Annotated in this window: 22 protein-coding genes; 3 read left to right on the forward strand and 19 right to left on the reverse strand. The window is 52.0% G+C overall.

The features are described 5' to 3' along the window. The first annotated feature begins 169 nt into the window (after positions 1 to 169). The gene (locus EDM55_RS12305) at positions 170 to 655 is read left to right on the forward strand and encodes a MarR family transcriptional regulator (RefSeq protein WP_122923440.1); all 486 of its coding nucleotides are present in this window, start codon (positions 170 to 172) and stop codon (positions 653 to 655) included. 1 nt (position 656) lies between these two features. Here the strand turns inward: EDM55_RS12305 and EDM55_RS12310 are convergent, their stop codons facing one another. The 10 genes from EDM55_RS12310 to EDM55_RS12355 form a co-directional block, all read right to left on the reverse strand. After that, on the reverse strand, positions 657 to 1,187 hold the full coding sequence (locus EDM55_RS12310; RefSeq protein ID WP_092266469.1) for a GNAT family N-acetyltransferase: 531 nt from the start codon (positions 1,185 to 1,187) through the stop codon (positions 657 to 659). Positions 1,188 to 1,214: 27 nt separating this feature from the next. After that, positions 1,215 to 2,090: a MetQ/NlpA family ABC transporter substrate-binding protein gene (locus EDM55_RS12315; RefSeq protein WP_122960470.1), complete on the reverse strand. Its 876-nt coding sequence runs from the start codon at positions 2,088 to 2,090 to the stop codon at positions 1,215 to 1,217. A 37-nt stretch (positions 2,091 to 2,127) separates the two neighbouring features. Continuing rightward, on the reverse strand, positions 2,128 to 2,796 hold the full coding sequence (locus tag EDM55_RS12320) for a methionine ABC transporter permease (RefSeq protein WP_092266471.1): 669 nt from the start codon (positions 2,794 to 2,796) through the stop codon (positions 2,128 to 2,130). After that, positions 2,793 to 3,578, reverse strand: coding sequence for a methionine ABC transporter ATP-binding protein (locus tag EDM55_RS12325; RefSeq protein WP_122923443.1), 786 nt, complete (start codon positions 3,576 to 3,578; stop codon positions 2,793 to 2,795). The genes EDM55_RS12320 and EDM55_RS12325 overlap by 4 nt, the downstream gene beginning before the upstream one ends. 5 nt (positions 3,579 to 3,583) lie before the next feature. Beyond that, positions 3,584 to 4,741, reverse strand: a complete 1,158-nt coding sequence (locus EDM55_RS12330) for an amidohydrolase (RefSeq protein WP_122960471.1) — start codon at positions 4,739 to 4,741, stop codon at positions 3,584 to 3,586. 34 nt (positions 4,742 to 4,775) lie between these two features. After that, positions 4,776 to 6,122 (reverse strand): LLM class flavin-dependent oxidoreductase, encoded by a 1,347-nt coding sequence (locus EDM55_RS12335; protein WP_092266474.1) that lies wholly within the window; start codon positions 6,120 to 6,122, stop codon positions 4,776 to 4,778. 45 nt (positions 6,123 to 6,167) lie between these two features. Next, positions 6,168 to 7,019, reverse strand: coding sequence for a MetQ/NlpA family ABC transporter substrate-binding protein (locus tag EDM55_RS12340; protein WP_122960472.1), 852 nt, complete (start codon positions 7,017 to 7,019; stop codon positions 6,168 to 6,170). Between the two features lie 32 nt (positions 7,020 to 7,051). Continuing rightward, on the reverse strand, positions 7,052 to 7,702 hold the full coding sequence (locus EDM55_RS12345) for a methionine ABC transporter permease (protein ID WP_092266476.1): 651 nt from the start codon (positions 7,700 to 7,702) through the stop codon (positions 7,052 to 7,054). 2 nt (positions 7,703 to 7,704) lie between these two features. Then, positions 7,705 to 8,721, reverse strand: a complete 1,017-nt coding sequence (locus tag EDM55_RS12350) for a methionine ABC transporter ATP-binding protein (RefSeq protein WP_246071114.1) — start codon at positions 8,719 to 8,721, stop codon at positions 7,705 to 7,707. Positions 8,722 to 8,881: 160 nt separating this feature from the next. Continuing rightward, positions 8,882 to 9,139, reverse strand: coding sequence for a glutaredoxin family protein (locus tag EDM55_RS12355; RefSeq protein WP_122960474.1), 258 nt, complete (start codon positions 9,137 to 9,139; stop codon positions 8,882 to 8,884). Between the two features lie 387 nt (positions 9,140 to 9,526). Here EDM55_RS12355 and EDM55_RS12360 point away from each other — a divergent pair, with 387 nt between their 5' ends. Beyond that, entirely contained in the window at positions 9,527 to 10,549 is a 1,023-nt protein-coding gene (locus tag EDM55_RS12360) for an LLM class flavin-dependent oxidoreductase (RefSeq protein WP_122960475.1), read from the forward strand. 59 nt (positions 10,550 to 10,608) lie between these two features. Here the strand turns inward: EDM55_RS12360 and EDM55_RS12365 are convergent, their stop codons facing one another. From EDM55_RS12365 to EDM55_RS12380, 4 genes are all read right to left on the reverse strand, one after another. Next, positions 10,609 to 11,949, reverse strand: a complete 1,341-nt coding sequence (locus EDM55_RS12365) for an LLM class flavin-dependent oxidoreductase (protein WP_122960476.1) — start codon at positions 11,947 to 11,949, stop codon at positions 10,609 to 10,611. A 178-nt stretch (positions 11,950 to 12,127) separates the two neighbouring features. Continuing rightward, complete coding sequence (locus EDM55_RS12370) at positions 12,128 to 13,153, reverse strand: zinc-binding alcohol dehydrogenase family protein (protein ID WP_122960477.1); 1,026 nt, start codon at positions 13,151 to 13,153, stop codon at positions 12,128 to 12,130. Between the two features lie 24 nt (positions 13,154 to 13,177). Then, complete coding sequence (locus EDM55_RS12375) at positions 13,178 to 14,704, reverse strand: tagaturonate reductase (RefSeq protein ID WP_122960478.1); 1,527 nt, start codon at positions 14,702 to 14,704, stop codon at positions 13,178 to 13,180. Positions 14,705 to 14,717: 13 nt separating this feature from the next. After that, positions 14,718 to 16,226 (reverse strand): UxaA family hydrolase, encoded by a 1,509-nt coding sequence (locus tag EDM55_RS12380; RefSeq protein WP_122960479.1) that lies wholly within the window; start codon positions 16,224 to 16,226, stop codon positions 14,718 to 14,720. 524 nt (positions 16,227 to 16,750) lie between these two features. On the opposite strand from EDM55_RS12380, the gene EDM55_RS12385 reads away from it, so the two are divergent. Further along, the gene (locus EDM55_RS12385; protein WP_092266483.1) at positions 16,751 to 17,029 is read left to right on the forward strand and encodes a KTSC domain-containing protein; all 279 of its coding nucleotides are present in this window, start codon (positions 16,751 to 16,753) and stop codon (positions 17,027 to 17,029) included. A 96-nt stretch (positions 17,030 to 17,125) separates the two neighbouring features. Here the strand turns inward: EDM55_RS12385 and EDM55_RS12390 are convergent, their stop codons facing one another. The 5 genes from EDM55_RS12390 to EDM55_RS12410 form a co-directional block, all read right to left on the reverse strand. Continuing rightward, positions 17,126 to 17,872 (reverse strand): amino acid ABC transporter ATP-binding protein, encoded by a 747-nt coding sequence (locus EDM55_RS12390; protein WP_092266484.1) that lies wholly within the window; start codon positions 17,870 to 17,872, stop codon positions 17,126 to 17,128. Positions 17,873 to 17,887: 15 nt separating this feature from the next. Further along, a complete protein-coding gene (locus EDM55_RS12395) occupies positions 17,888 to 18,547 on the reverse strand; it encodes an amino acid ABC transporter permease (protein WP_092266485.1) in 660 nt (219 codons plus the stop codon). A 90-nt stretch (positions 18,548 to 18,637) separates the two neighbouring features. Further along, entirely contained in the window at positions 18,638 to 19,414 is a 777-nt protein-coding gene (locus EDM55_RS12400; RefSeq protein ID WP_092266486.1) for an amino acid ABC transporter substrate-binding protein, read from the reverse strand. A 144-nt stretch (positions 19,415 to 19,558) separates the two neighbouring features. Then, entirely contained in the window at positions 19,559 to 20,086 is a 528-nt protein-coding gene (locus tag EDM55_RS12405; protein ID WP_122960480.1) for a DNA alkylation repair protein, read from the reverse strand. A 131-nt stretch (positions 20,087 to 20,217) separates the two neighbouring features. Continuing rightward, positions 20,218 to 21,363, reverse strand: coding sequence for an MFS transporter (locus EDM55_RS12410; protein WP_246071112.1), 1,146 nt, complete (start codon positions 21,361 to 21,363; stop codon positions 20,218 to 20,220). Positions 21,364 to 21,413 lie beyond the last annotated feature (50 nt).

Consider the following 21,413-nt stretch of genomic DNA (forward strand, 5'->3'; position numbering starts at 1 on the left):
ACTTTTTGGGGTCACTTCAGATCCTCGACGGCTTTTTGAGTTGTAAATGACTGTCCTTGCGCTCATTCGTTCGCGACTGCAAAGCTCGGGATATAACTTTATTCTCATTCGCTCTCCTTCTGGTTCACGATTCTGTAGTAACATAAGAGTGAACAGGAGGAGATTGCAGATGACCATGCCGGAAGAAATCTTGGACAAGCTCAAGCTATTTATCTACCAGCAGGACGAGATCGCCAAGAAAAAGCAGCAGTACATCCAAAAGGAGATTATCGAGCTCGCGTTGATCAGCGAACCAATCTCTCTCGCTGAAATTCACGTTCTCGATTACATAGGCAGTGACCCCAACCTGAATGTGATCGGCATTTCCAAGCAGATGAACATGACCCGGGGCGCCATTTCCAAAATTACCGCCCGCTTGGAGCGAAAAGGCTTGGTCGTGAAAACCCAGCTGCCCTCCAACCAAAAAGAGGTTTTCTTTCAGCTGACGCCGACTGGCCAGAAGCTTTGGGACCTGCACCGCCGTGATAACCAGAACAAACGCAATCACTTCTTGAATCTGTTCCAAGGCTACAGTGAAGCAGAGCTTTCTGGCATTATTCACTTTCTAGATGATATCCTGCGCGAAGGCAGCCGCATCCTGGAAGCAGATACCTAAGCTAGATCCTGTCTGCCTGGTCCAGCCGCAATCGATAGCTTTTTACAGTCGCTTCCCCGTTAAAAAAGTCTTTCTCTACGGCTCGTTCAAAACCGAGCCTTTCATAGAGCTTCACGGCCGCTTCCATCATGTCGGTCGTGTGCAAATGCAGCGTGGAGGCACCGATGGCCAAGCATCGCCGGATACTTTCGCGGATGAGCTGAACGGCAATTCCCTGCCCTCTCGCTTGCGGCGATACGGCAAGAAACCGGATAATCGGGGAATGAATCGCAAGCTCGGGCTTGTCATAGGCTGCCTCTGAAGACGCGAACAGCTGCACGCTGCCTACGATCTCGTTCTCCTTGCGCGCCACGAGAAAAGCAAACGTGCGCTCTCCTGCTGCAGACTTCCTCATCTCTTCCTTGTAAAGCTCCCATCTTTTCGCCGACAGCTTCTGTTCATACTGCTGATAGGCCTCGATCAGATGTTTCTCGAGCGATTCACGGTCCCTCCCTTCTGCGTCCTGTATCGTGATGGAGTGAATTCCTCTCATGTCGATCGCCCTCCTGGTTTCCCTACGTTAAAAGGCAGGCACTACTGCAACACCGTATTTGTCTTCGATGAATTTTTTCACCTCAGGGGTCGTCAGGGCAGCATCCAGCTTCTTGATTTCCTCACGATTCTCGTCTCCTTTGCGTACGACGATCACGTTTGCGTAAGGAGAGTTAGCCCCTTCCCGAAACAGAGCGCTGTTTGGATCGATTTTCGCTTCGAGTACGACGTTCGTATTGATCACCGCTCCGTCCAGATCGGGGAGTGCACGCGGCAAGGTAGCTGCCTCTGCCTCGATAAATTCCAGCTTCTTCGGATTTTCCGCGATGTCTTTTGGGGTAGCCTCATATGTTGTCAGCCCATCCTTGAGCTTGATCAGCCCTTGCTCCTGCAAGAGGGTCAGCGCTCGAAACTCGTTGGAAGGGTTGTTCGGTATGCCGATCTTCGCGCCTTCCTTGATTTCGCCGGCAGATTTCAGCTTATCGGAGTAAAATCCGATTGGCTCTACATGTACCTTGGTCGTAACGGCAAAATTAAACCCTTTTTCCCCGCGAACCGAGTCCAGATAGGGGACGTGCTGGAAGAAGTTGGCGTCGATCTGGTTATCCTTTAACGCCGGGTTCAGCTGCCCTTCATCATCGAGAATCACGACCTCCAGATTGACTCCTTCTTCCTTCAGCTTCGGCTTGATAAACTCCAAAATCTCCGCATGCGGCACAGGGGCCGCTCCTACCTTCAGCGTAACCTCTTTTGGAGCCTCCACTGTTTGCCCTGCGCTGGGGCTTGCCTGAGCGGCTCCCCCACCAGATGCCTGATTGCTTGCGTCAGAACCGCAGCCAGCCAGCATCACACTAACCCCCACTAGCAAACTGAAGACGACGATCAAACCTTTCTTCATGCCCATGCCACTCCCTTATCAGATCTATGTTTTCTCTTTGGACTTACTCGAATTTGTAACGCTTTTTGTTGATCGATTTCGCGATAGAGTCACCTGACCATTGAATGATCTGAACCAGTAGAATAATGACGATGACGGTGGCGATCAGGACGTCCTCGCGAAAGCGTTGGTAGCCAAAGCGGATAGCCAGACTGCCCAGCCCGCCAGCGCCAATCGCTCCCGCTACCGCCGTAAATTCAGTGATGCCGATGATCCCGATGGTAATCCCGCGAACGAGCGCAGGAAGAGCTTCCGGGATGAGTACCCGAAAAATGATCGTAAAAGGAGTCGCTCCCACGGATTTCGCCGCTTCAATCTTCCCGGCACTTACTTCTTTGAGTGAGTTTTCAATGATCCGTCCCAGAAAGGGGGCTGCTCCGATGGAAAGAGAGACGATCGCTGCTGTCGGTCCCAGTGACGTGCCCACAATCAGCCGGGAGAGAGGCAGCAGCAGGACGATCAGGATGATCAGCGGCAGCGACCTTACCCCGTTGATCACGGTGCCAATGGCCTTGTTCAGCTTGGGCGCCTCCAAAATGCCTCCCTTTTCCGTAACGACGAGCGTGACACCGAGCACAATCCCGATGGCGAGGGCAAACAGAGACGACCAGAAGACCATGTAGAGGGTTTCGAGCAGTCCTTCCCAGAGCAGCTCTAGCAAATCGTCTTTCATATGCCTGCCCCCACTCCCTCCATCACATTGCGTTTGTCGCGGTAATGATCGATGATACTGACGAAGCGTTTGGCCGTATCGCTTTCCGGGCGCAGGAAAAATTTTTCTACCGAACCGGTTTCGACGATTCTGCCTTTTTCAAGAACGGCCATGTTGTTGCAAATATGCTGCAGCACGTCCAGCTCATGGGTGATCAGCACGATCGTCAGGTTCAGCTGGCGATTGATTTCTTTCAGCAGCTCCAAAATGGAGTACGTCGTCTGCGGGTCGAGCGCAGATGTCGCCTCGTCACTGAGCAGCAAATCTGGCTCGTTGACCAACGCACGGGCGATTCCGACGCGCTGCTTCTGCCCGCCGCTCAGCTGAAACGGGTAGACGTTTTCCTTGTCCCCGAGTTGAACCAAATCGAGTATCTCGCGGACCCGCTGCTGGATATAGCGTTTGGGATGGCCCGCTACCTCCAGCGGAAACGCGACGTTCTGGTAAACGGTCTTCGCATCGAGCAGGTTAAACTGCTGAAAAATCATCCCGATCTTTTGCCGCGCCTGCCGCAGCTCTTTTTCGTTCAGATTCGTCACGAGCCTGCCGCCGATCTCGATGGTGCCGAAGTCCGGTTCCTCCAGCCGGTTGAGGCAGCGGATCAGGGTCGATTTCCCCGCGCCACTGAAGCCGATGATGCCAAAGATGTCCCCTTTTTCGATGGTGAGATCAATATTTTGCAAAACGGTGATCGAGCCTTTTGCCGTCTTGTAGGTTTTCGTGAGGTTGTGAATGCCGATCATATGGCTTACCTCCCCTCCAGCGCGGCCAGCGCGGCTTCCGCCAGATAGTGCACGCTCTGTTGCAGGGCTCGATCATCCAGCGTGAATCCGGGGTGATGCCATTCATGTGTACCAGATGTCCCGATAAACACAAACGATCCGGGTATCGCGGACTGATAGTAGGCAAAATCCTCTCCCGCAGGAGACTGCACGGGGACGACGACCGCAAGCCCTGCCTTTTTAGCCGCCTCAACGGACAGCCTCGACAGTCTCTCATCGTTGCGAACAGCAGGTGGCCCCTCAAACCAGCTCAGACTGATTTTGGTTCCATAGGCAGCCGTCACGCCTTCGATAATCCGTCGGAAGTGCTCGGGAATTTTCGCCCGCACCTGCTCCTGGAAGGTTCGCACGGTCCCACCCAGAACCACTTTGTCCGGGATCACATTCCAGGTCGATCCCCCGTGGATGCTGGTAACGCTGACCACCGCATTGTGCAACGGGCTGATATTGCGGCTGACGATGGTCTGCAGGGAGGACACGATCTGGGCAGCAGCCACGATCGGATCGACGCCCGCCTCGGGGATTGCCGCGTGTGTTCCTATCCCTTCGATCTCGATATCAAAGCCGTCTACTGCTGCCATCAGAGGACCCGGCAGTATTCCCACGGTTCCGGTTTTCAAATCCGGTTTGTTATGCAATCCGAAGATCGCTTGCACACCTTCCAGTGCACCGCTCTCGATGATCCGTTTTGCCCCCGTCCCTTTTTCCTCAGCAGGCTGGAAGATAAAGCGCACCGTTCCTTTTAGCTGCTTCTCCTGTGTTTTCAGCAGATAGGCAGCGCCGAGAACAGCCGCCGTATGAAAGTCATGACCGCATGCGTGCATCTTTCCCGAGATTCGGGAAGCGTATGGCAATCCCGTCTCCTCCTGAATCGGCAGGGCATCGATGTCAGCCCGCAAAGCAACGACCGGTCCATCCGCACTGCCGCTCACTTCCGCTATCACCCCGGTTTGCAGAGGGGCTTCTAGGATACGGATCCCCGCTTCCGCAAGCCACCCACGGATGGAGCGTGTCGTCTCCACCTCTTCATAGGCGACCTCCGGGTATTGGTGCAGGTGACGGCGTATTTGTATCAGCTGGGGGGTGAGCTGTGCAGCGAGCCCCGCAAAATCTGGAATTCCCATCCACCGTCCTCCTTTTCAGCTACGCCATTTGTCATTACGATTCAACGAGTGAATTTCGTGCGACGAATCGGTTGACCGGCTTGTGAAGTCCGAGATGATCGCGCAGCGTATCTCCTTCGTAATCCAGACGGTACAAGCCCCGCTCCTGCAAGATCGGAACGACTTTGTCTACAAAATCCTCCAGACCTTTCGGCAGGATCGGTGCGACGAACATGAAGCCATCTGCCGCCTTTTGGGTAAACCATTTCTCCAGGACGTCCGCGATTTGCTCTGGTGTGCCGATCAGCTCTTGATTGACTCCGCCCTCCAGCAGCGCGTACAGCTCGCGCAAGGTCGGGTTCACTTTTTGGATCAGCTCCGTCATCCGTTCAAAATGGCTCTGAATGCCGTTGTCTTGCGGGAACTCCACTTCCGCTGCCAGAGTGTCCAGCGTGTATTTGCTGAAATCCACCTTGCCCAGATAGCCTGACAAAAAGCGCAGACCTTGCTCAGGCAGCAGCAGATCGCTCAGCTGCCGATGGATCGCTTCGGCTTCTTCCTTCGTATCTGCCACGATCGGGGAAATGCCCTGCAAAATATGGAGCTGGTCAGGAGTTCGACCATAATCCGCCAGCTTTCCTTTCAGGCTCTTGTAAAATTCCTGCGCCTTTTGAAAGTCCTTTACGTGCGAGAAGACGACTTCCGCGGTTCTCGCCGCGAGACGCTGTCCGGGCTCGGATGCTCCCGCCTGGACGATCACGGGCTGCCCTTGCCGCGACCTGCCGATGTTGAGCGGGCCTTGGACGGAGTAATACGTCCCTTGGTAATTCAACCGATGCATTTTCTGCGGATCGAAGTACACCCCCGATTCCTTGTCTTGCACAAAAGCGTCGTCTTCCCAGGAATCCCATAGCCCCTGCACCACATCGATGAATTCTTCCGCTTGTTTATAGCGCTCGTCGTGCTCTACGTGACTCGCACGGCTGAAATTGCGTCCGGTTTCCCCTGTCGCATCTCCTGTCGTGACCATGTTCCAGCCTGCGCGGCCATCGCTGATGTGATCTACGGACGCGAACAGACGCGCCAGATTGTACGGCTCGTGATAGGTCGTCGAAGCTGTCGCGACCAGACCGATCTTGGAGGTAGCTCCCGCCAGAGCTGCCAAAAGTGTCGTCGGTTCAAAGCGATTCAAAATATTTGGATGGGAATTTTCATTGACCGCCAGACTGTCCGCGATAAAAGCAATGTCAAACTTCCCCCGCTCGGCGATCTGCGCCATCTTTTGGTAAAACGCAAGGTCAATGCTGGCATTGCGCTGCGCTTCCGGCAGTCGCCATGACGCCACATGAATCCCGGTTCCCACCAGATAGGCTGAAAAATGGATTTGCCGTTTTTGGGTCATCTTTTCTCCTCCTGTTTCCTGCCCTGAGCTTTCCTGATCCGTCACTTATTTGCTGGCATACGCGCTCTTGAAGTTTTTCAGTTCGTCTACCGTGACTTGTGTCGGAATGTAGTTTCCTTTGTACGTCTCGGTGATAAAGTCAGAGACTGCTTTGGACTGATAGATTTCCACCAGCTTTTTGAGGTCTTCGCGGTTTTCGTTTTGCTTGGTTGTCGCGATGATATTGATGTATGGCTTCGCCGTATTGCTCTCATGGAAAATAGAGTCCTTCAGCAAAAATCCTGCTTCCACTGCTACCCCGTTATTGATGATGGAAGCAGCAACGTCCTTCATGACACGCGGCGTAGTCGCTCCATCGACAGGGACGATCTCGAGATGTTTCGGGTTTTCCTTGATTTTGTCCGCGCCGCCAAATCCGTCGAAATTGTCTACGACTGTAATCAAGCCCGCTTCCTGCAAGAGAACGAGTGAGCGCCCCCAGTTGGAATCGTCGTTTGGTACTGCGATCTTGGCGTTGTCCGGGATTTCTTCGATTTTCTTGAACTTATCCGAATAGATCCCCAGCGGCGCGATGATCGTGGAACCGACAGGAACGATCTCGGAATTGTTTTTCTGGTTGAACTGATCGAGGAAAGCGACGTGCTGGAATGCGTTTGCGTCGATATCGCCTTCGAGCAGGACGGTGTTCGGGTTCACGTTTGCGTTCAGCTGAACCAGCTCGATGGAAAGCCCCTCTTTTTGCGCCTGTTCTTTCACGAAATCCCACGTACGGCTTTCCGACCCGCGAATCCCGATTTTCAGTGTTTTCGAAGTGGATGCTTCATCTGCTTTTCCGCAACCGACTGCTCCTACTGCTGCTAGAATGACGAGTAAAAACAAAATGGCTATTTTCTTCATGGATGTCTCTCCTGTCCGTTACGATGACGGTTCTATTTTCTGCGAATTTTACGTGCCAGCCGGTTGCCGAGCGACTGAATGCCCTGTACCAGAACGACCAGAATGATGACGGTCGCGACAATGGTAATCGTGCTAAAGCGTTGATACCCGTAGGTGATGGCCAAATCGCCGATCCCCCCGCCTCCAACGGCCCCCGCCATTGCCGTAGCACCGATCAGTCCAATCGTAGCTGTCGTGATGGACAGAACGAGTGAACCGAGCGTCTCCGGAATGAGGAAGCGGAAAATGATCTGCAAGGGTGTCGCTCCCATCGCTTCTGCGGCTTCGATGATCCCTGCGTTTACTTCCAAAAGCGAGTTCTCGATCAGGCGGGCGATGTACGGTCCCGTGTAAATGACCAGCGGTACGATCGCCGCAGTCGTTCCGATGGAGGTTCCGACGAGTAATCGCGTAAACGGGATGATCGCCACCAGCAAAATGATGAACGGGACGGAGCGCAGTACGTTGATGATCGGGTTCAAAATCGAGAATATTGCTTGGTTCTCCAAAATGTGGCCTTTGCGCGTGACGACCAAAAGAATCCCCAATGGTAATCCGATTAGTGTGGCAAAGACCAGGGAGACCCCTACCATGTACAGTGTCTGATAGACGGCTTGCCATATTTGCTCTGAGCTGACTTCCATCGCTACGAAATCTCCTTCACGGTTACATTTTGCTGCTGGATGTATTGGTAGGCACGAGCAATGTCCGCCGAGCTGCCCCCTATTTCCACGATCATGTTGCCAAAGGGCACGCCTTGCAGCTCCGAGATGTTGCCGAACAGCATATGGACCTGGGTCTGGAACTGCTTTGCGACCTGGGACACGACCTGTTGGCCCGAGTTTTCCCCGACGAAATGGATTTGATAGATTTTCGATTGCCCCCGGCTGTTTGCCAATGCCTTGTAAACACTTGGCGGAATGTCGTCACGGATGACCGATTTCACGAAATTACGTGCGGTTTCCGTCTGTGGATGCGCGAACATATCCAGAACCTCGCCTTGCTCCACAACCGTTCCATGCTCCATGACCGCTACCCGGTTGCAAATCTCTTTGATCACATTCATTTCGTGCGTGATCATAAGAATCGTGATGTTGTATTCCTTGTTCACTCTTTTTAAAAGCTCCAGAATCGATTCCGTCGTTTGCGGGTCCAGTGCGGAAGTCGCTTCATCACTCAGCAGAATGGACGGGTTTGTCGCCAAGGCCCGCGCGATCCCTACACGCTGTTTTTGTCCCCCGGATAATTCATCCGGAAAGCTTTTCGCCTTATCGGATAGTCCCACAAAGGACAGCAGCTCGGCTACTCGCTCCTGCACGACTTTTTTGGGAGTCTGACTCAGGAGCAGCGGCATTGCCACATTTTCAAAGACGGTTTTGGATTCCAAGAGGTTAAACTGCTGAAAGATCATCCCGATGTCCTTTTTCACGCGACGAAGCTGCGCAACAGACAGCGTCGTCAAATCTTTGCCGTCGACAATGACTGTTCCCGAAGTTGGCCGCTCCAATAGGTTCACCGTACGCAGCAGCGTGCTTTTTCCAGCGCCTGAAAAACCGATGACCCCAAAGATGTCACCCTTTTCTACCGTGAGTGTAACTCCCTTCAGCGCTTCGATAATCTTTCCGCCGCTTTCAAACTTCTTTTCAACCTGCAAAAATTCAATCTTTTTTTCTTTGGGCAGGGCGTACCTTTGCTCTTGTACTTCGTTTTGGCGAAGGGATGTATCTGTCTGCTCCAGCAAGCTCAATTGGTTTCCCACTCCTTTTTTCATGTGCGGGGATGAGCAGGAATTGCTCACCCTCCGCTTCACATCAACAGAGAATTTAATCGGCTTTCAGGAAGGATTCCAGACGATCCAGCTCCGTGTGAAGCAAAGCCTCAAACTTGCCTTCCCCTCCGATTTCGACTACGGGAATCAGACGCGAGCCGTATTTGACCTCCAGCACATTGCGCAGTACGTCCTTTCCCTCTACATCAATCCATTCGTACGGGTAATCGTGGGCCGCCAAAACGGACTTTACATTGTCGCAAAAGGAGCAGCCATTGCGCCCCCAGAGAATTACTTTTTGTGGAACTGCCATTTTCATTTCCTCCCTTAGACATCTGGCCAAAAAACAAAGAGACCCCAAAGCCCGCTCCTAATGAAAGAAAGAGGAAGGCGAAATGAGGTCTCCAGTGGTCTGGTCGACGATTTCTTAAATTCAGATGAGTTTACTTGGTATTTGTATTCTAGCGCTGGTTTTCGCATTCGTCAACCGTCTTTTCTCGTTCATCCGACAGGAATTTTCATTGACTTTCCCCCATGTGTTGGATAAAATCCAAGTAAACTAATAAGAAATTAATGTTTTGACTTTTCCCACTACCATCTATCCATATTTACCAGCTGACTGGACCACCAGAGGCCGCTTAGTACATCTACGACTAACGGCCTTTTTGCGTTCATTTTACCGATAAGGAGAGATATGACTGTGACACTTACCTTGAGCATTTTGGATCAAACCATTATTCAAAGCGGCGAGACGTCCACGCAAGCATTTCAGCATACGATTCAGCTCGTCAAAATTGCGGAGAAGCTCGGCTACCATCGCTTTTGGGTATCGGAGCATCACGACCTGGACAATGTCGTCGGCTCCTCTCCTGAAGTTCTCATCTCCCATTTGCTTGCCCATACCACGCGCATCCGCCTTGGCTCCGGCGGGGTGATGCTGCAGCATTACAGTCCTTATAAAGTAGCGGAAAGCTTTCACGTCCTCGCCTCCCTCGCCCCAGGACGAGTAGACCTCGGAATCGGCAGAGCGCCAGGTGGACTCCCGCTATCCACACGCGCCCTGCAGCAGGAGGGTGGCTCGACTCGCTCCCTCGAAGAAAAGCTGGTGGAGCTGGAGAAGTTCCTCCACAACAACCTCGAGCCCGAGCATCCGCTCTATGGCTTAAAGGCGATTCCCAATCCTTCGCAGCCTGCAGACCTGTACTTGCTGGGAACCAGTGTCGCGAGCGCAGAGCTGGCCGCACAGCGCGGTGTTCCCTACGTCTTCGCACAGTTCATCAACAGCGATGAGTCCGTTAGTCTGGAAGCGATCACGACGTATCGGGAACGGTTTGTCCCTCGTGCGATCGCCAAGCCCCAAGCGATCCTCGCGCTTTCCGTGATCGTCTCAGACACAGACGAGAATGCGAGGAAGCTCGCAAATGAAAACGAGTTCGTCAAAATCAATCTCGCAAGCGGCAAGACGATCACAGTAAACAGCCTGAAAAAAGCGGAGGAATACGGGAAGCACACGAGCGAGCCGTACACCATCGAGGTCAAGGAGCCAAACATCATCGCGGGCTCAAAAGAGACTGTGCGCAAGCGACTGCTGGAAATCCAGCAAGCCTATCAGGTAGAGGAAGTGGTCATCATTACCCCAGTAAAAGACTTCCAAAAGCGTGTCACATCTTATGAGCTGCTTGCCGAAGCTTTTTCGGAACAGCCCGTCACGAACCACCTGTAATAACGAAAGAAGCTGCCCCTTTGCACGATGCAGGGAGCAGCTTCTATTTTTGTGTCCAGCTAGACAAGCGCCTCATCAGATTTGGCAGCATAGCGATTGACCGGAACAGGAATCCCCAGGTTTCCGCGCAGCGTATCCGCTTCGTACTCCGTGCGGTATAGTCCTCGCTCCTGCAAGATCGGAACGACCTGATCGACGAAATCGTTTAGGGCTTGTGGAAGACTGGAGCTAACAATAAAACCGTCTGCACCGCGCTCTTCAAACCACTCCGCAGCGAGATTCGCCACCTTTTCCGGGGTGCCCATGAACAATGGACGGGGCGTCGTCTCCTGAAGAGCGACCTGCCGCAGGGTCGGATTGCCTTCCTTTGCATCTCGCTTGATTCGCTCCGTCGTACTCCGAAAGCTGTTTTGGCCGATAGCACCTAGGTCAGGGAATGGCGCGTCGAGATCGTAGACGGAAAAATCGTGATGATCGTAGTATCTGCCCAAGTATGCCAGGGCCTGCTGGATCGATACCAGATTCGCCAGCTCCTGATACTTCTGCTCCGCTTCCTCCTCCGTACGTCCAATGATCGGCGCGATCCCCGGCATGATGAGCACCTTCTCAGGATCTCGCCCTGCTGCAGCTGCCCTGCCTTTTACATCCTCGTAAAATGCCTGGGCATCCGCCAAGTTTAAGTGCCCCGTAAAAATCGCATCTGCCCATGTCGCAGCAAAGCTTTTCCCATCCTCTGAAGCGCCCGCCTGAAAAATAACTGGCTGTCCCTGCTTCGATCTGCCGATGTTCAATGGGCCCTGCACGGAGAAAAACTCCCCTTTATGGTTAAGTGCATGCATTTTTTTCGGGTCAAAAAACACGCCTGATTCCTTATCCCGCACAAATGCATCTACTTCCCACGAATCCCACAGCCCTTTGGCTACTTCCAAATACTCTGTCGCGATCCGGTAGCGCTTGGCATGATCGGGATGCTCCTCGACGGTTTTGCTGTAATTCAAGGCAGAGCCCTCCAAAGGCGAGGTCACGACATTCCACCCCGCTCTTCCCCCGCTGATATGGTCGAGAGATGCGAGCTGTCTGGATACGGTGAAGGGCTCGCTGTACGAGGTCGATATGGTTCCGACAAGCCCGATGCGTGACGTTACCGCAGCGAGCGCAGACAGGATCGTGAGCGGCTCAAACCGGTTCAGGAAATGGGGAATGGACTTTTCGTTAATAAACAAGCCATCCGCGATAAAGACAAAATCAAACTTTCCTGTCTCCGCCTTTTGTGCCTGTGAGGTATAGAACCCAAAGTCGATGCTCGCATCCGGTTGGGCGAGTGGATGTCTCCACCCCGCGATATGCCCGCCCACCCCATGAATGAACGCACCAAGTTTGATTTGCCTGGAAGTGCCCATCGTATGAATCCTCCTTTGTTGTGAAAAGAAAAAGGCTCCCTCACGATTGCTTCTGCAAAGTCAGGGAGCCTTCAGTTGTCTGATCGGCTAATGATACATTCAGTTTAATTTAATTAATTCCCATCGGTCAAGTAAGAATTATATTTTCCACACAATCGGTCACTCGCTACTTATGGCACTACTCATCTTCCAGCGTAACCATCGACTTGATCACTCCGCGGTTGGGCTGAATCAGCTCTTTGTGATTTTCGGCAAACTGCTCGAACGGAATCTTCTCCGTGATATAGGCAGAGGAGTTGATTTTTCCTTCGTTCATGCACCCAATCACAAATTGAAAATCCTCCAGCGTCGCATTGCGGCTTCCCATCAAGGTAAGCTCCTTGGCATGGAAGTCCGGATCAGAGAAGGCGATCTGTTCCTTGACCAGACCGACATAGACGAGAGTCCCACCATGGGCGACGAAATCAAAAGCGCCCGTCATGGAATGCTTATTGCCGGTCGCATCGAAAACAACTGTCGGCAGATCCTGTCCGTTGAGCTGACGTATGCGTTCCTTTGGCTCAGAAGAAGCCAGCACGATCTCGTCACACTCTGCCCACTCCTGGCAGAAGGCGAGTCTCTCCTCGCTCATATCCATAGCGATGACCTTTGCTCCCTGCAGCTTGGCAAAGCGGGCGACACCCAGGCCGATTGGACCTGCTCCGATCACAAGTACAGTTACTCCAGGCTGGATTCGTGCGCGACGAACCGCATGGGCACCGATGCAGAGTGGTTCGACGATCGCTGCTTCTTCCCAGGAAAGATTCGGTACAGGCAGGACATGTGTCGCCGGAACGACGATCGATTCGCGCATCCCTCCGTCGATATGTACCCCCAGTACTTTCATTTGCGTGCAGCAGTTTGTTTTCCCGCTGCGGCAGGAAATGCAGGTCCCGCAATGCATGTAAGGAATGACCGACACTCTGTCTTTGGCCTTCAGATTGGTGACAGCAGCTCCTACCTCTGCGACCTCTCCTGACAGCTCATGACCAAGCACACGCGGATAGGCAAAAAACGGCTGATTGCCGCCAAACGCGTGGATGTCCGTTCCGCAAATACCGATTCGTTTGATGTTCAGCAATACCTCGTTCTCTCCTGGGCTTGCTGGAGCTTCCGTCTCGATGAGCTCCATTTTTCCCGGCTCCTGGCATACGATTGTCTTCATCCTCTATACCCCTTTCCTAGTCGCTTATCCCAGATTCCGCAAAGCCTGTCGGATACCGTGCTGCGCGATTTCCTCCGCATACCTTGTGGCCTGTTCCGTTAGATCCGCTACTTCGTTCAAGTCCTCTCCCCAAATACCCGCCATGCCGAGGTAGCTTTCTACTGCAAGAGTCAGGGACGCTGTCGTGCTGTTTTCCCGCACCTGCTTCCACAGCTCGCCAATAGCGTGAACATGCTCTGCCTGATCGCGAATCTCGTATTCCGTACCGTCTTCTCGCACACCGTAAAGGCTCTCTCCTTCCATGCGTGCCACCCGGTAAAAGAAAAAGCTGGCCACAAGCCCAAACACCAACGCCTGCGGCAGTGCTCCTTTTGCCTTTTGATAGGCATGCATGCTAGGAAGTACGCGAGTCACGAGCTTGGACAATCCATTCAAGCTAATATCGAGCAGACGGTGCTGCAAATACGGATTGGAAAAACGCTGCAGGACGTCTTTGATATACGCATCCGCAACTGCCTGAACCTCTGGTGCCAGCGACTCTTTGATTTCCTCCTGCATGGCACGCAGCAGGTAAGCCCGAAGCTTTGGATCATCCACTGCTTCCCGCACCGTATCCGCACCTGCCAAATAGGCAACAGAGGCAAGCAGGGTATGAGGTGCGTTCAACAGCTTCACTTTTCGTTCGCGATACGCATCAATCCGGTCGAAATAGACGCGCAAATCCGCCTGCTGAAACGGCAGCTCCTGCGCCAAGCCTTCTGGTCCTTCTATGACAAACAGATGGTACGGCTCACTCACTGTCAAAAGCTCATCGCGATAGCCCAGCCTGTCCTCCCACACGTTTTCCTCGCCGTGCGGATAGCCTGTCACGATCCGATCGACCAGCGTATTGCAGAAGACACATGCTTCCTTCATCCAGGTGAAAAATGCGGCTGGCAGGCCCCAATGCTTGGCTGCCCGTTCGCAAAGCTCCTGTAGCACTTCGCCATTTTTCTCTACCAGCTCGCACGGCAAAAGAATCCAGCCTGCATCCGCCGCCCCGGAAAAATGCAGAAAGCGATGGTACAAAAGAGCCACCAGCTTGCCTGGATAGGAAAGGGGAGCAGTCAGCGGATCGTACGCCTCCTCACTCCATTGCAGTCCAGCTTCTGTCGTATTGGAAAAGACGAACCGGATGTCGCGCGACTCTGCAACCTGCAATACTTCCTGCCAATTCTCATATGGATTGATCCCTCGACTGATCACGTCAATCCGCTCGACTCGCTCGACCGCCTCTCCCTTTTCCAGCCCGCGCTGGACCAGTGTAAACAGACCATCCTGGCGGTTGAGCTTGGGTACGACTTTGCCCCTCGGTGTCGGCTGAATGGCGACAGAACGTCCATGGAAGCAGCCTCTGCGGTTCATGCTGTAGAGCATCCAGTCAATAAATCCACGCATGAAGTTGCCTTCTCCGATTTGCAGGACGCGCTCAGGGAATTCACCCAGCTCCACGCTTACTCCTGAAGCTTGAAGGGCGCCGCGGCTCAAGCCGGGAGCCTGCTTTTGCTCCATAGCTGATCTCTCCTCACAATGTGACGCCATCTTTGAAGATCGCGATCTCTTTGTACCCGTACATCTCGTTCTTCGTGCGGATTCGACCAGAGGCCAAATCAATGACATATTGGAAAAAGTCTGCGGATACGTCTTCCATGTTGGCTCCTTGTACCAGCTTGCCTGCGTTGTAGTCGATCCAGTTTTTCTTGCGTTCATACAGCGCTGTGTTGGTCGACATTTTCACCGTTGGCACCGGTCCCCCAAAAGGAGTGCCTCGTCCGGTCGTAAACAAGACGATTTGACAGCCGGATGCGGACAATGCCGTAACTGAAACCAGATCGTTCCCCGGCCCCTGCAGCAGAGACAGCCCGCTTTGCCGCACGCGATCACCGTATTGCAGCACGTCATCTACACGCCCGAAGCCGCCCTTTTGCACACAGCCCAGCGACTTTTCTTCCAACGTTGTGATCCCGCCCTTTTTATTTCCCGGCGATGGATTTTCATAGATAGGCTGATCATTCTTGGCGAAGTAGTGCTTGAAGTCGTTAATCAGGTCAACGATTTGACTGTATACCACCTCATCCTTCGCCCGCTCCATCAGCATCGTCTCTGCGCCGAACATCTCCGGAACCTCTGTCAAAACAGTCGCGCCCCCAGCCGAAATGAGCTGATCGGAGAATGCGCCCACCAACGGATTCGCTGTAATCCCGGAGAGGCCATCCGAACCACCGCACTTGAGCCCCACCTTCAGCTTGGAAACAGGAACCTCCTGACGCTCGAAGCGGGAAGCGTATGTGACAAGCTCCTCGATCAGCTCCATACCTTGCTCCATCTCGTCCTCCACCTGCTGAACGGCGAGGAATTTGACACGGTCGGGATGATAGTCTCCGATCGCTTCCTTGAACAAGTCGATGTAGTTGTTTTCACAGCCTAGGCCGAGCACCAGGACGCCACCCGCATTGGGATGATGCACCAGGTCCGCTAAAATCTTTTGCGTATGCACGAGATCGTCTCCTAGCTGCGAACAGCCAAACGGATGAGGAAAATGGTAAACGCCATCGATATTTTCATGCACGAAGCTCTGGTCGGCCATTTTTGCCAGCTGTTCCGCAACCTTGTTGATACAGCCTACCGTGTTGACGATCCAGATCTCGTTGCGTACCCCGACATTCCCGTTTTCACGCACATAGCCGGCAAATGTCCGCTCGCTCTGGGCTGCCTGCGGAAATACATTCGTCGGTACAGGTTTGTAGGAATAGGAAAGCTCCCCGTCCAAATTGGTTTTAACGTTGTGACTATGAACCCATTCGCCACTTGCGATATCTACTGTGGCATGTCCAATGGGAAAGCCGTATTTGATGATGTCCGCTCCAGCTGCGATCGCTTGATTGGAAATCTTATGGCCGCTCGGAATATCTTCCTGCGCAACGACAAAGCTGCCGTTCACCTCTACACTATCGCCCTTTTTTACATCCTGAAGGCAGATCCAGACATTATCGGCCTTGTTGATTTGTATAAACCCCTTTTGGTTCTCTTCCACATTCCCACCTCATCTACGTAGAAACAGTATGAAAAGCTCAGCGGCGCACTGCATCCTCGGATTCCCTCTCCGTTTGCGTCAAGCAAATCAGTGGAAGCGTTGCCAAGAAAGCTCATTTGTTAATAAATCGGTTTAGTAATTCGGTTTATTACGATCATAAACGAGCGTCTGCGCATAAATCAAGCTAATTTTCTTAACAATGGGAATAAAATATCATTCGCACAGGAAAATTTCACGGCAATAAGGAATTGGAAATATTGACAAATTAATAATTAGTAATATAGACTTAATTCGACATATTCAAGCATTAATCGACATAATTCATCCGGTATTTCCGTCTATATTCGCACCAAGAGATAGGACCAAAGAACCGAATGGCGACGATACCTAGAAACACGTTTCCGAACTCTTTTTCGACTAGGAGGCTCAACATGTTCTCTACTATTCCGAATCGAGATTTTTAAGTAAAATAAAGAACTCAAAGAAATAATCCAACATCGAAGATTACACAAAAAGGAGTTACCATGAAATTACAATCGCTCTTTCGGCAGTTTGTTTCTTCTTCTGCTCCTTCCGAGCAGGATCAAGAACCAGCCTACAAAGAACTGGATTCTCGTCTGATCAAATCCACTCGCTACGATTTCGACTCCCAGCATCTGTACATTCGGTTTCAAGACGGCCGCGAAATGGTGTACTGCCGTGTCACTCCGTACGCCTACAACGCCTTTTTGAACGCAGAATCGTTCAGTGACCACTTTTACTCTTTCATTCATATGCGCTATTTGAAATATCCGCTGATGTAGCCGCCTTCGCGACTCCCCTCTTTACCGCCTTGGGAGTCGCTCGTCTCTATCCCCCGCCCCCAAAAGAAAAAACTCCAGCTACTGCATAGCTGAAGTCTATTTCAAAGATTTCTGGAGGAAAGCCCGCGTCCGTTCAAACTGTGGGTTTCCAAACATCTCATCCGGCGTCCCCGATTCGATAAACTCGCCGTTGTCCATGAACATCACCTTGCCCGCAACCTCTCTGGCAAATCCCATCTCGTGCGTCACGACCATCATCGTCATGCTTTCCTTGGCGAGCTGTTTGATCACCTGCAAAACCTCTCCCGTCAACTCTGGGTCAAGTGCAGAAGTCGGTTCGTCAAAAAGCAGAATCTCCGGATCCATCATGAGTGCCCTGGCAATCGCTACGCGCTGCTTTTGTCCCCCTGACAGCCTCGCAGGGTAATTGTCGGCTTTGTCAGACAAGCCTACTTTCTCCAACAGCTCCGCACTTTTTCGCCGTACGATTTCGTCTGCCTCGCCTTTGACCGTCCGTGGCGCCAGCTCCAGATTTTCTCGCACGGTTAAATGAGGGAACAGGTTGAAATGCTGAAACACCATCCCCATTTTGGCTGTAATCTGCTTGATCTGCTGTGGAGAAGCATAGACGCCTTCCCGTACGAGATCTTGATCAAGCAAGCGGATCGTGCCACCGTTCACCTGCTCGAGGTGGATCAAGCTTCTCAGCATGGTGCTCTTCCCCGAACCGGATGGCCCGATGACCGCTACCACATCGTTTCGATTTACTTCAAAGCTGACACTTTTCAATACGTCCAACGTCCCGAACGACTTTTTCAATTGGGAAACTTGTATGATCGCCATAGTACGCCAATCCTTTTATTCAAATTTAAAACGCTTTTCCAGCCACTTAAAGAACAGCGTCAATAAGAGAGTCATCACCAGATAAATCACACCCGCAATGAAAAACGGTACAATCGTAAAGTCGCGATTCACGGCTGTCTGGGCGTAGTGCAAAAGCTCCGGTACGGCAACTGCGTACAGCAGGGCGGTATCCTTCACCAGCGTGATCGACTCATTGGAGACGGCAGGCAAGGCTACGCGAAACATTTGCGGTAGAATAATCTTCGTGGTGGTTTGCCATTTGCTGAAGCCCAAGACCTGCGCCGCTTCGTACTGGCCTTTATCAATCGCCAGCAGGCCGCCGCGGAAAATCTCAGCAAAGTACGCCGCGTAGTTGAGAACAAACCCGATACACGCCGCTACGAACCGGTCAAAGACCAAATATTCACCGACGATCGGGAGCAGCGGCAGTCCGAAACAGATGAACAGCAGCTGCAGCAAAAGCGGTGTTCCACGCATGACGTAAACATACGCATGGGCGAGCCACGCCACGGCCTTGATACTGCTTTTTGCCAAAAGCGTGATGACGAATCCCAAAGGAATGGCCAGTACAATCGCCACGAGAAACAGCAGGATCGTCATCTGTGCGCCTTCCAGCATCGGCTTGGTAATGTTGAGAATGTATTCTGCGCTCATACTTGTTGGCTCCTAGTAAAAAGATCTATTCCTACTGCAAAAAAACATGGCTTCGCCCAGGTGCGGCGAAGCCCTTGCTGCTTTCCTCGATTACTTCAGTACGCGATTCTCACCAAACCATTTTTCCGAGATTTTCGCCGCTGTTCCGTCCTGATTCATGGTGTCCAATGCTTTTTGCAATTCGTTCAACAGCGCTTCATTGCCTTTTTTCACGCCGATTCCGTATTCTTCAGGTGCCAGCGATTCATCCAGCTGCTTGAAGGTTCCTTTGTCTTTTGCCATGTAGTAGTCGGCTACGATCTGGTCAATTACCACTGCATCGACGCGTCCGATTTTCAAGTCGCTCAAAGCGAGGACGTTGTCAGGAAACTCGGTAATGGTTTTGATGTTGTTTTTGATGGGGCTAGCGTCCAATGCGTCTGCTGCCGAGGACAGTTTTTGCAAACCGACGATTTTACCGGACAGGTCGTCCAATTTGGTAATGTCGGAATTCGCCGCCGTCACAATGACTTGTGCGTTTTTCAAGTAAGGCTTGGTAAACAAGACTTTTTCTTTTCGTTCATCCGTAATGGTATATCCATTCCAGATCAAATCGATCCGGCCACTGTTCAGCTCTGATTCTTTGGAGCTCCAGTCGATGGTTTGAAAGACGACCTCTTTCCCCATTTTCTCTCCGGCAGCCCGTGCGTAGTCGATGTCAAAACCGACGATCTCATTTTTATCATCGCGGAAGCCCATTGGTGCAAACTTGTCGTCGATTCCGATGATCAGCTGCTTGCCGCTTCCACCTGTATTTGTGCTGGAGCATCCAACAACGAGTGACAGCATAGCGGTAAGCAGGATAGAAATAGCTGCAAATCTTTTCATGATGATCCCCCTAAAACCTTTTGTGTATGTTTACTATGGTAAAGTGGTAATACGTTAACAAGGTCTCATGATAGCACATCATCGAAAAAGAGTCGAGGAAGTTTAGCAAATTTAAACATTACAATCCATTCCAATTGCGTATGACTAACAAATGCACGTCTTTTTCTTGTGACCGATCTTTCCTCGCTCTTCTATCTTTTTGATGTATTCCGTAGCTAGCGGTACCTTGCAAGCCGTCTGTCCCATGTCAACGCGAACAACTCCTATACGGGCTGCCACATCGACGGCTTCATGATGCATGGCAGACACATAAGCACCAACGGCGATCACAAATTGATTCATGGTGTAGCGCACCCGATTTCGTTCCGAATGAATAGTGTTTTGAATGAGCTGCAGGAGGCTTTTGATTTCGTCCAAATCGAGCTTTTCATCTGGGGTGATGGACAGATAATTGGAGTACGTATTCCAGCCGCAAGCGGCGATCATCTCTTCCTCGGAGTGGATCCATTCCCGTGCCAGCTCTTGGTCGCGTTTCACCTCTTTGACAAGCTTTTTCATATCGCCGACACGCACGCCAAAGAAAGGCTCCTTTGCCCCATGGCGCAAAAAAGTCTTCTTGGTTTGCTCGGTTCCCATCTCCTCGAGCTTTTGCATGACCTCATCGACTGTCATGAAACCCCTCCGCTCCGCTTTTGTATTTCCCTATTCTTTCCACAGGATGCTGCGCACAGTCAAGCCTCTTCTTTCCCCAAATAAAAATCTCCCCGGAATCAGCTCCTAGGGAGAAGGTACGTTCCATTCCATTACTGGCTTAGCTCCAGCTGTTTTTTTTGCTCGATCTTCCACACCGTACAAATGAGGATAACCAGCACAACCATCATCGCCACCAACGCAGGTGTATAGCTGTTGTCAAAAATATCAAGGGTCAGCCCGATTACAAACGGTCCCGTTGACCCGATGAGATAACCGCCAAATTGCGTCTGTGCCGACCAGGAAGTGGCCTCTTCTGGCGTGCTTGCCTCACCGAGAGGAAGCAGCAATGCCAAAGGAAACAGACCTCCTGCGCCCATTCCCAAAAAGACGGTCGCTGCCCATACCGACATATGCCCAAGCAGCAAAGCTACTCCGATCAGCTCCGACACAGCGCAGAGCAGCAGCCACCGTTTTCGGTTTCCTTTTCTGCCTACAACGATCGGCAGTAAAAAGCTTACCGGGATTTGAATGACGGTAAACAGGGTCAGGACGAGTCCCGATTGCGCAGCGCTCATCCCCATCGATTGAGCCACGGGTGCTAGCCACGCCGTGATCGAGTAAAACATCGCGGACATGCAGCCAAAAAACAGCAGGAACAGGTAGACGCGCTTGTTGGTAATTTTAAGCGACGGCATCCCCCCTGTTTGAATTTGCTTTCCTTTTGTCAGGAGTGGAAGCATGAACACGGCCCCAAGTAAAGCCAATACACCCCAGAAGCCCAAAGACCATTGCCACGAATCATTCATGAGATGAAACAACGGGATGGAAAACGTCGTAGCTAGGGCGGCTCCAATGACCAACGATAACGAGTACACGCTCGCCACACCGAGACTGCCTGGAAAGTGCAGCTTGATAAAGCCGGAGATAAGGGGTCCCGCGATCCCGATTCCAATCCCTGAAATCAGCGACGTCGCAAGCAGCAGCCAGCTGCTGGAAAGAAATCCACGTGCCAAGGTAGCCACCAAGATCAGTGCCATCGCGATGAAGAGCGACTTTTCAATTCCTACCCGATTGCTTAGTTGAATGGATAAAAGAGCAAAGACTCCCATGCACAGCACAGGAAGCGTCGTAAGCAAGCTCACTATACCACTGCTCATTCCCAAATCAGTTTTGATCACATCAAGCAAAGGCCCGATCGATGTGATGGACGGCCGCAGGTTCAAGGATAGGACAAAAATGACTGCGATTAGATACATCAAACGCAACTGTGCGACCTCCTTTCTTTTTCCATTCTCTCAGTGTAGGA

Source organism: Brevibacillus centrosporus (genome assembly GCF_003710815.1).
Classification (GTDB): Bacteria; Bacillota; Bacilli; order Brevibacillales; family Brevibacillaceae; genus Brevibacillus; species Brevibacillus centrosporus.

What these genes read in the sequence shown, in the direction of transcription:
- EDM55_RS12305 (WP_122923440.1), top strand. Translation starts at nt 170, where the DNA reads ATGACCATGCCGGAAGAAATCTTGGACAAGCTCAAGCTATTTATCTAC.
- EDM55_RS12310 (WP_092266469.1), bottom strand. Translation starts at nt 1,187, where the DNA reads ATGAGAGGAATTCACTCCATCACGATACAGGACGCAGAAGGGAGGGAC.
- EDM55_RS12315 (WP_122960470.1), bottom strand. Translation starts at nt 2,090, where the DNA reads ATGGGCATGAAGAAAGGTTTGATCGTCGTCTTCAGTTTGCTAGTGGGG.
- EDM55_RS12320 (WP_092266471.1), bottom strand. Translation starts at nt 2,796, where the DNA reads ATGAAAGACGATTTGCTAGAGCTGCTCTGGGAAGGACTGCTCGAAACC.
- EDM55_RS12325 (WP_122923443.1), bottom strand. Translation starts at nt 3,578, where the DNA reads ATGATCGGCATTCACAACCTCACGAAAACCTACAAGACGGCAAAAGGC.
- EDM55_RS12330 (WP_122960471.1), bottom strand. Translation starts at nt 4,741, where the DNA reads ATGGGAATTCCAGATTTTGCGGGGCTCGCTGCACAGCTCACCCCCCAG.
- EDM55_RS12335 (WP_092266474.1), bottom strand. Translation starts at nt 6,122, where the DNA reads ATGACCCAAAAACGGCAAATCCATTTTTCAGCCTATCTGGTGGGAACC.
- EDM55_RS12340 (WP_122960472.1), bottom strand. Translation starts at nt 7,019, where the DNA reads ATGAAGAAAATAGCCATTTTGTTTTTACTCGTCATTCTAGCAGCAGTA.
- EDM55_RS12345 (WP_092266476.1), bottom strand. Translation starts at nt 7,702, where the DNA reads ATGGAAGTCAGCTCAGAGCAAATATGGCAAGCCGTCTATCAGACACTG.
- EDM55_RS12355 (WP_122960474.1), bottom strand. Translation starts at nt 9,139, where the DNA reads ATGGCAGTTCCACAAAAAGTAATTCTCTGGGGGCGCAATGGCTGCTCC.
- EDM55_RS12365 (WP_122960476.1), bottom strand. Translation starts at nt 11,949, where the DNA reads ATGGGCACTTCCAGGCAAATCAAACTTGGTGCGTTCATTCATGGGGTG.
- EDM55_RS12370 (WP_122960477.1), bottom strand. Translation starts at nt 13,153, where the DNA reads ATGAAGACAATCGTATGCCAGGAGCCGGGAAAAATGGAGCTCATCGAG.
- EDM55_RS12375 (WP_122960478.1), bottom strand. Translation starts at nt 14,704, where the DNA reads ATGGAGCAAAAGCAGGCTCCCGGCTTGAGCCGCGGCGCCCTTCAAGCT.
- EDM55_RS12385 (WP_092266483.1), top strand. Translation starts at nt 16,751, where the DNA reads ATGAAATTACAATCGCTCTTTCGGCAGTTTGTTTCTTCTTCTGCTCCT.
- EDM55_RS12390 (WP_092266484.1), bottom strand. Translation starts at nt 17,872, where the DNA reads ATGGCGATCATACAAGTTTCCCAATTGAAAAAGTCGTTCGGGACGTTG.
- EDM55_RS12395 (WP_092266485.1), bottom strand. Translation starts at nt 18,547, where the DNA reads ATGAGCGCAGAATACATTCTCAACATTACCAAGCCGATGCTGGAAGGC.
- EDM55_RS12400 (WP_092266486.1), bottom strand. Translation starts at nt 19,414, where the DNA reads ATGAAAAGATTTGCAGCTATTTCTATCCTGCTTACCGCTATGCTGTCA.
- EDM55_RS12405 (WP_122960480.1), bottom strand. Translation starts at nt 20,086, where the DNA reads ATGACAGTCGATGAGGTCATGCAAAAGCTCGAGGAGATGGGAACCGAG.
- EDM55_RS12410 (WP_246071112.1), bottom strand. Translation starts at nt 21,363, where the DNA reads ATGTATCTAATCGCAGTCATTTTTGTCCTATCCTTGAACCTGCGGCCG.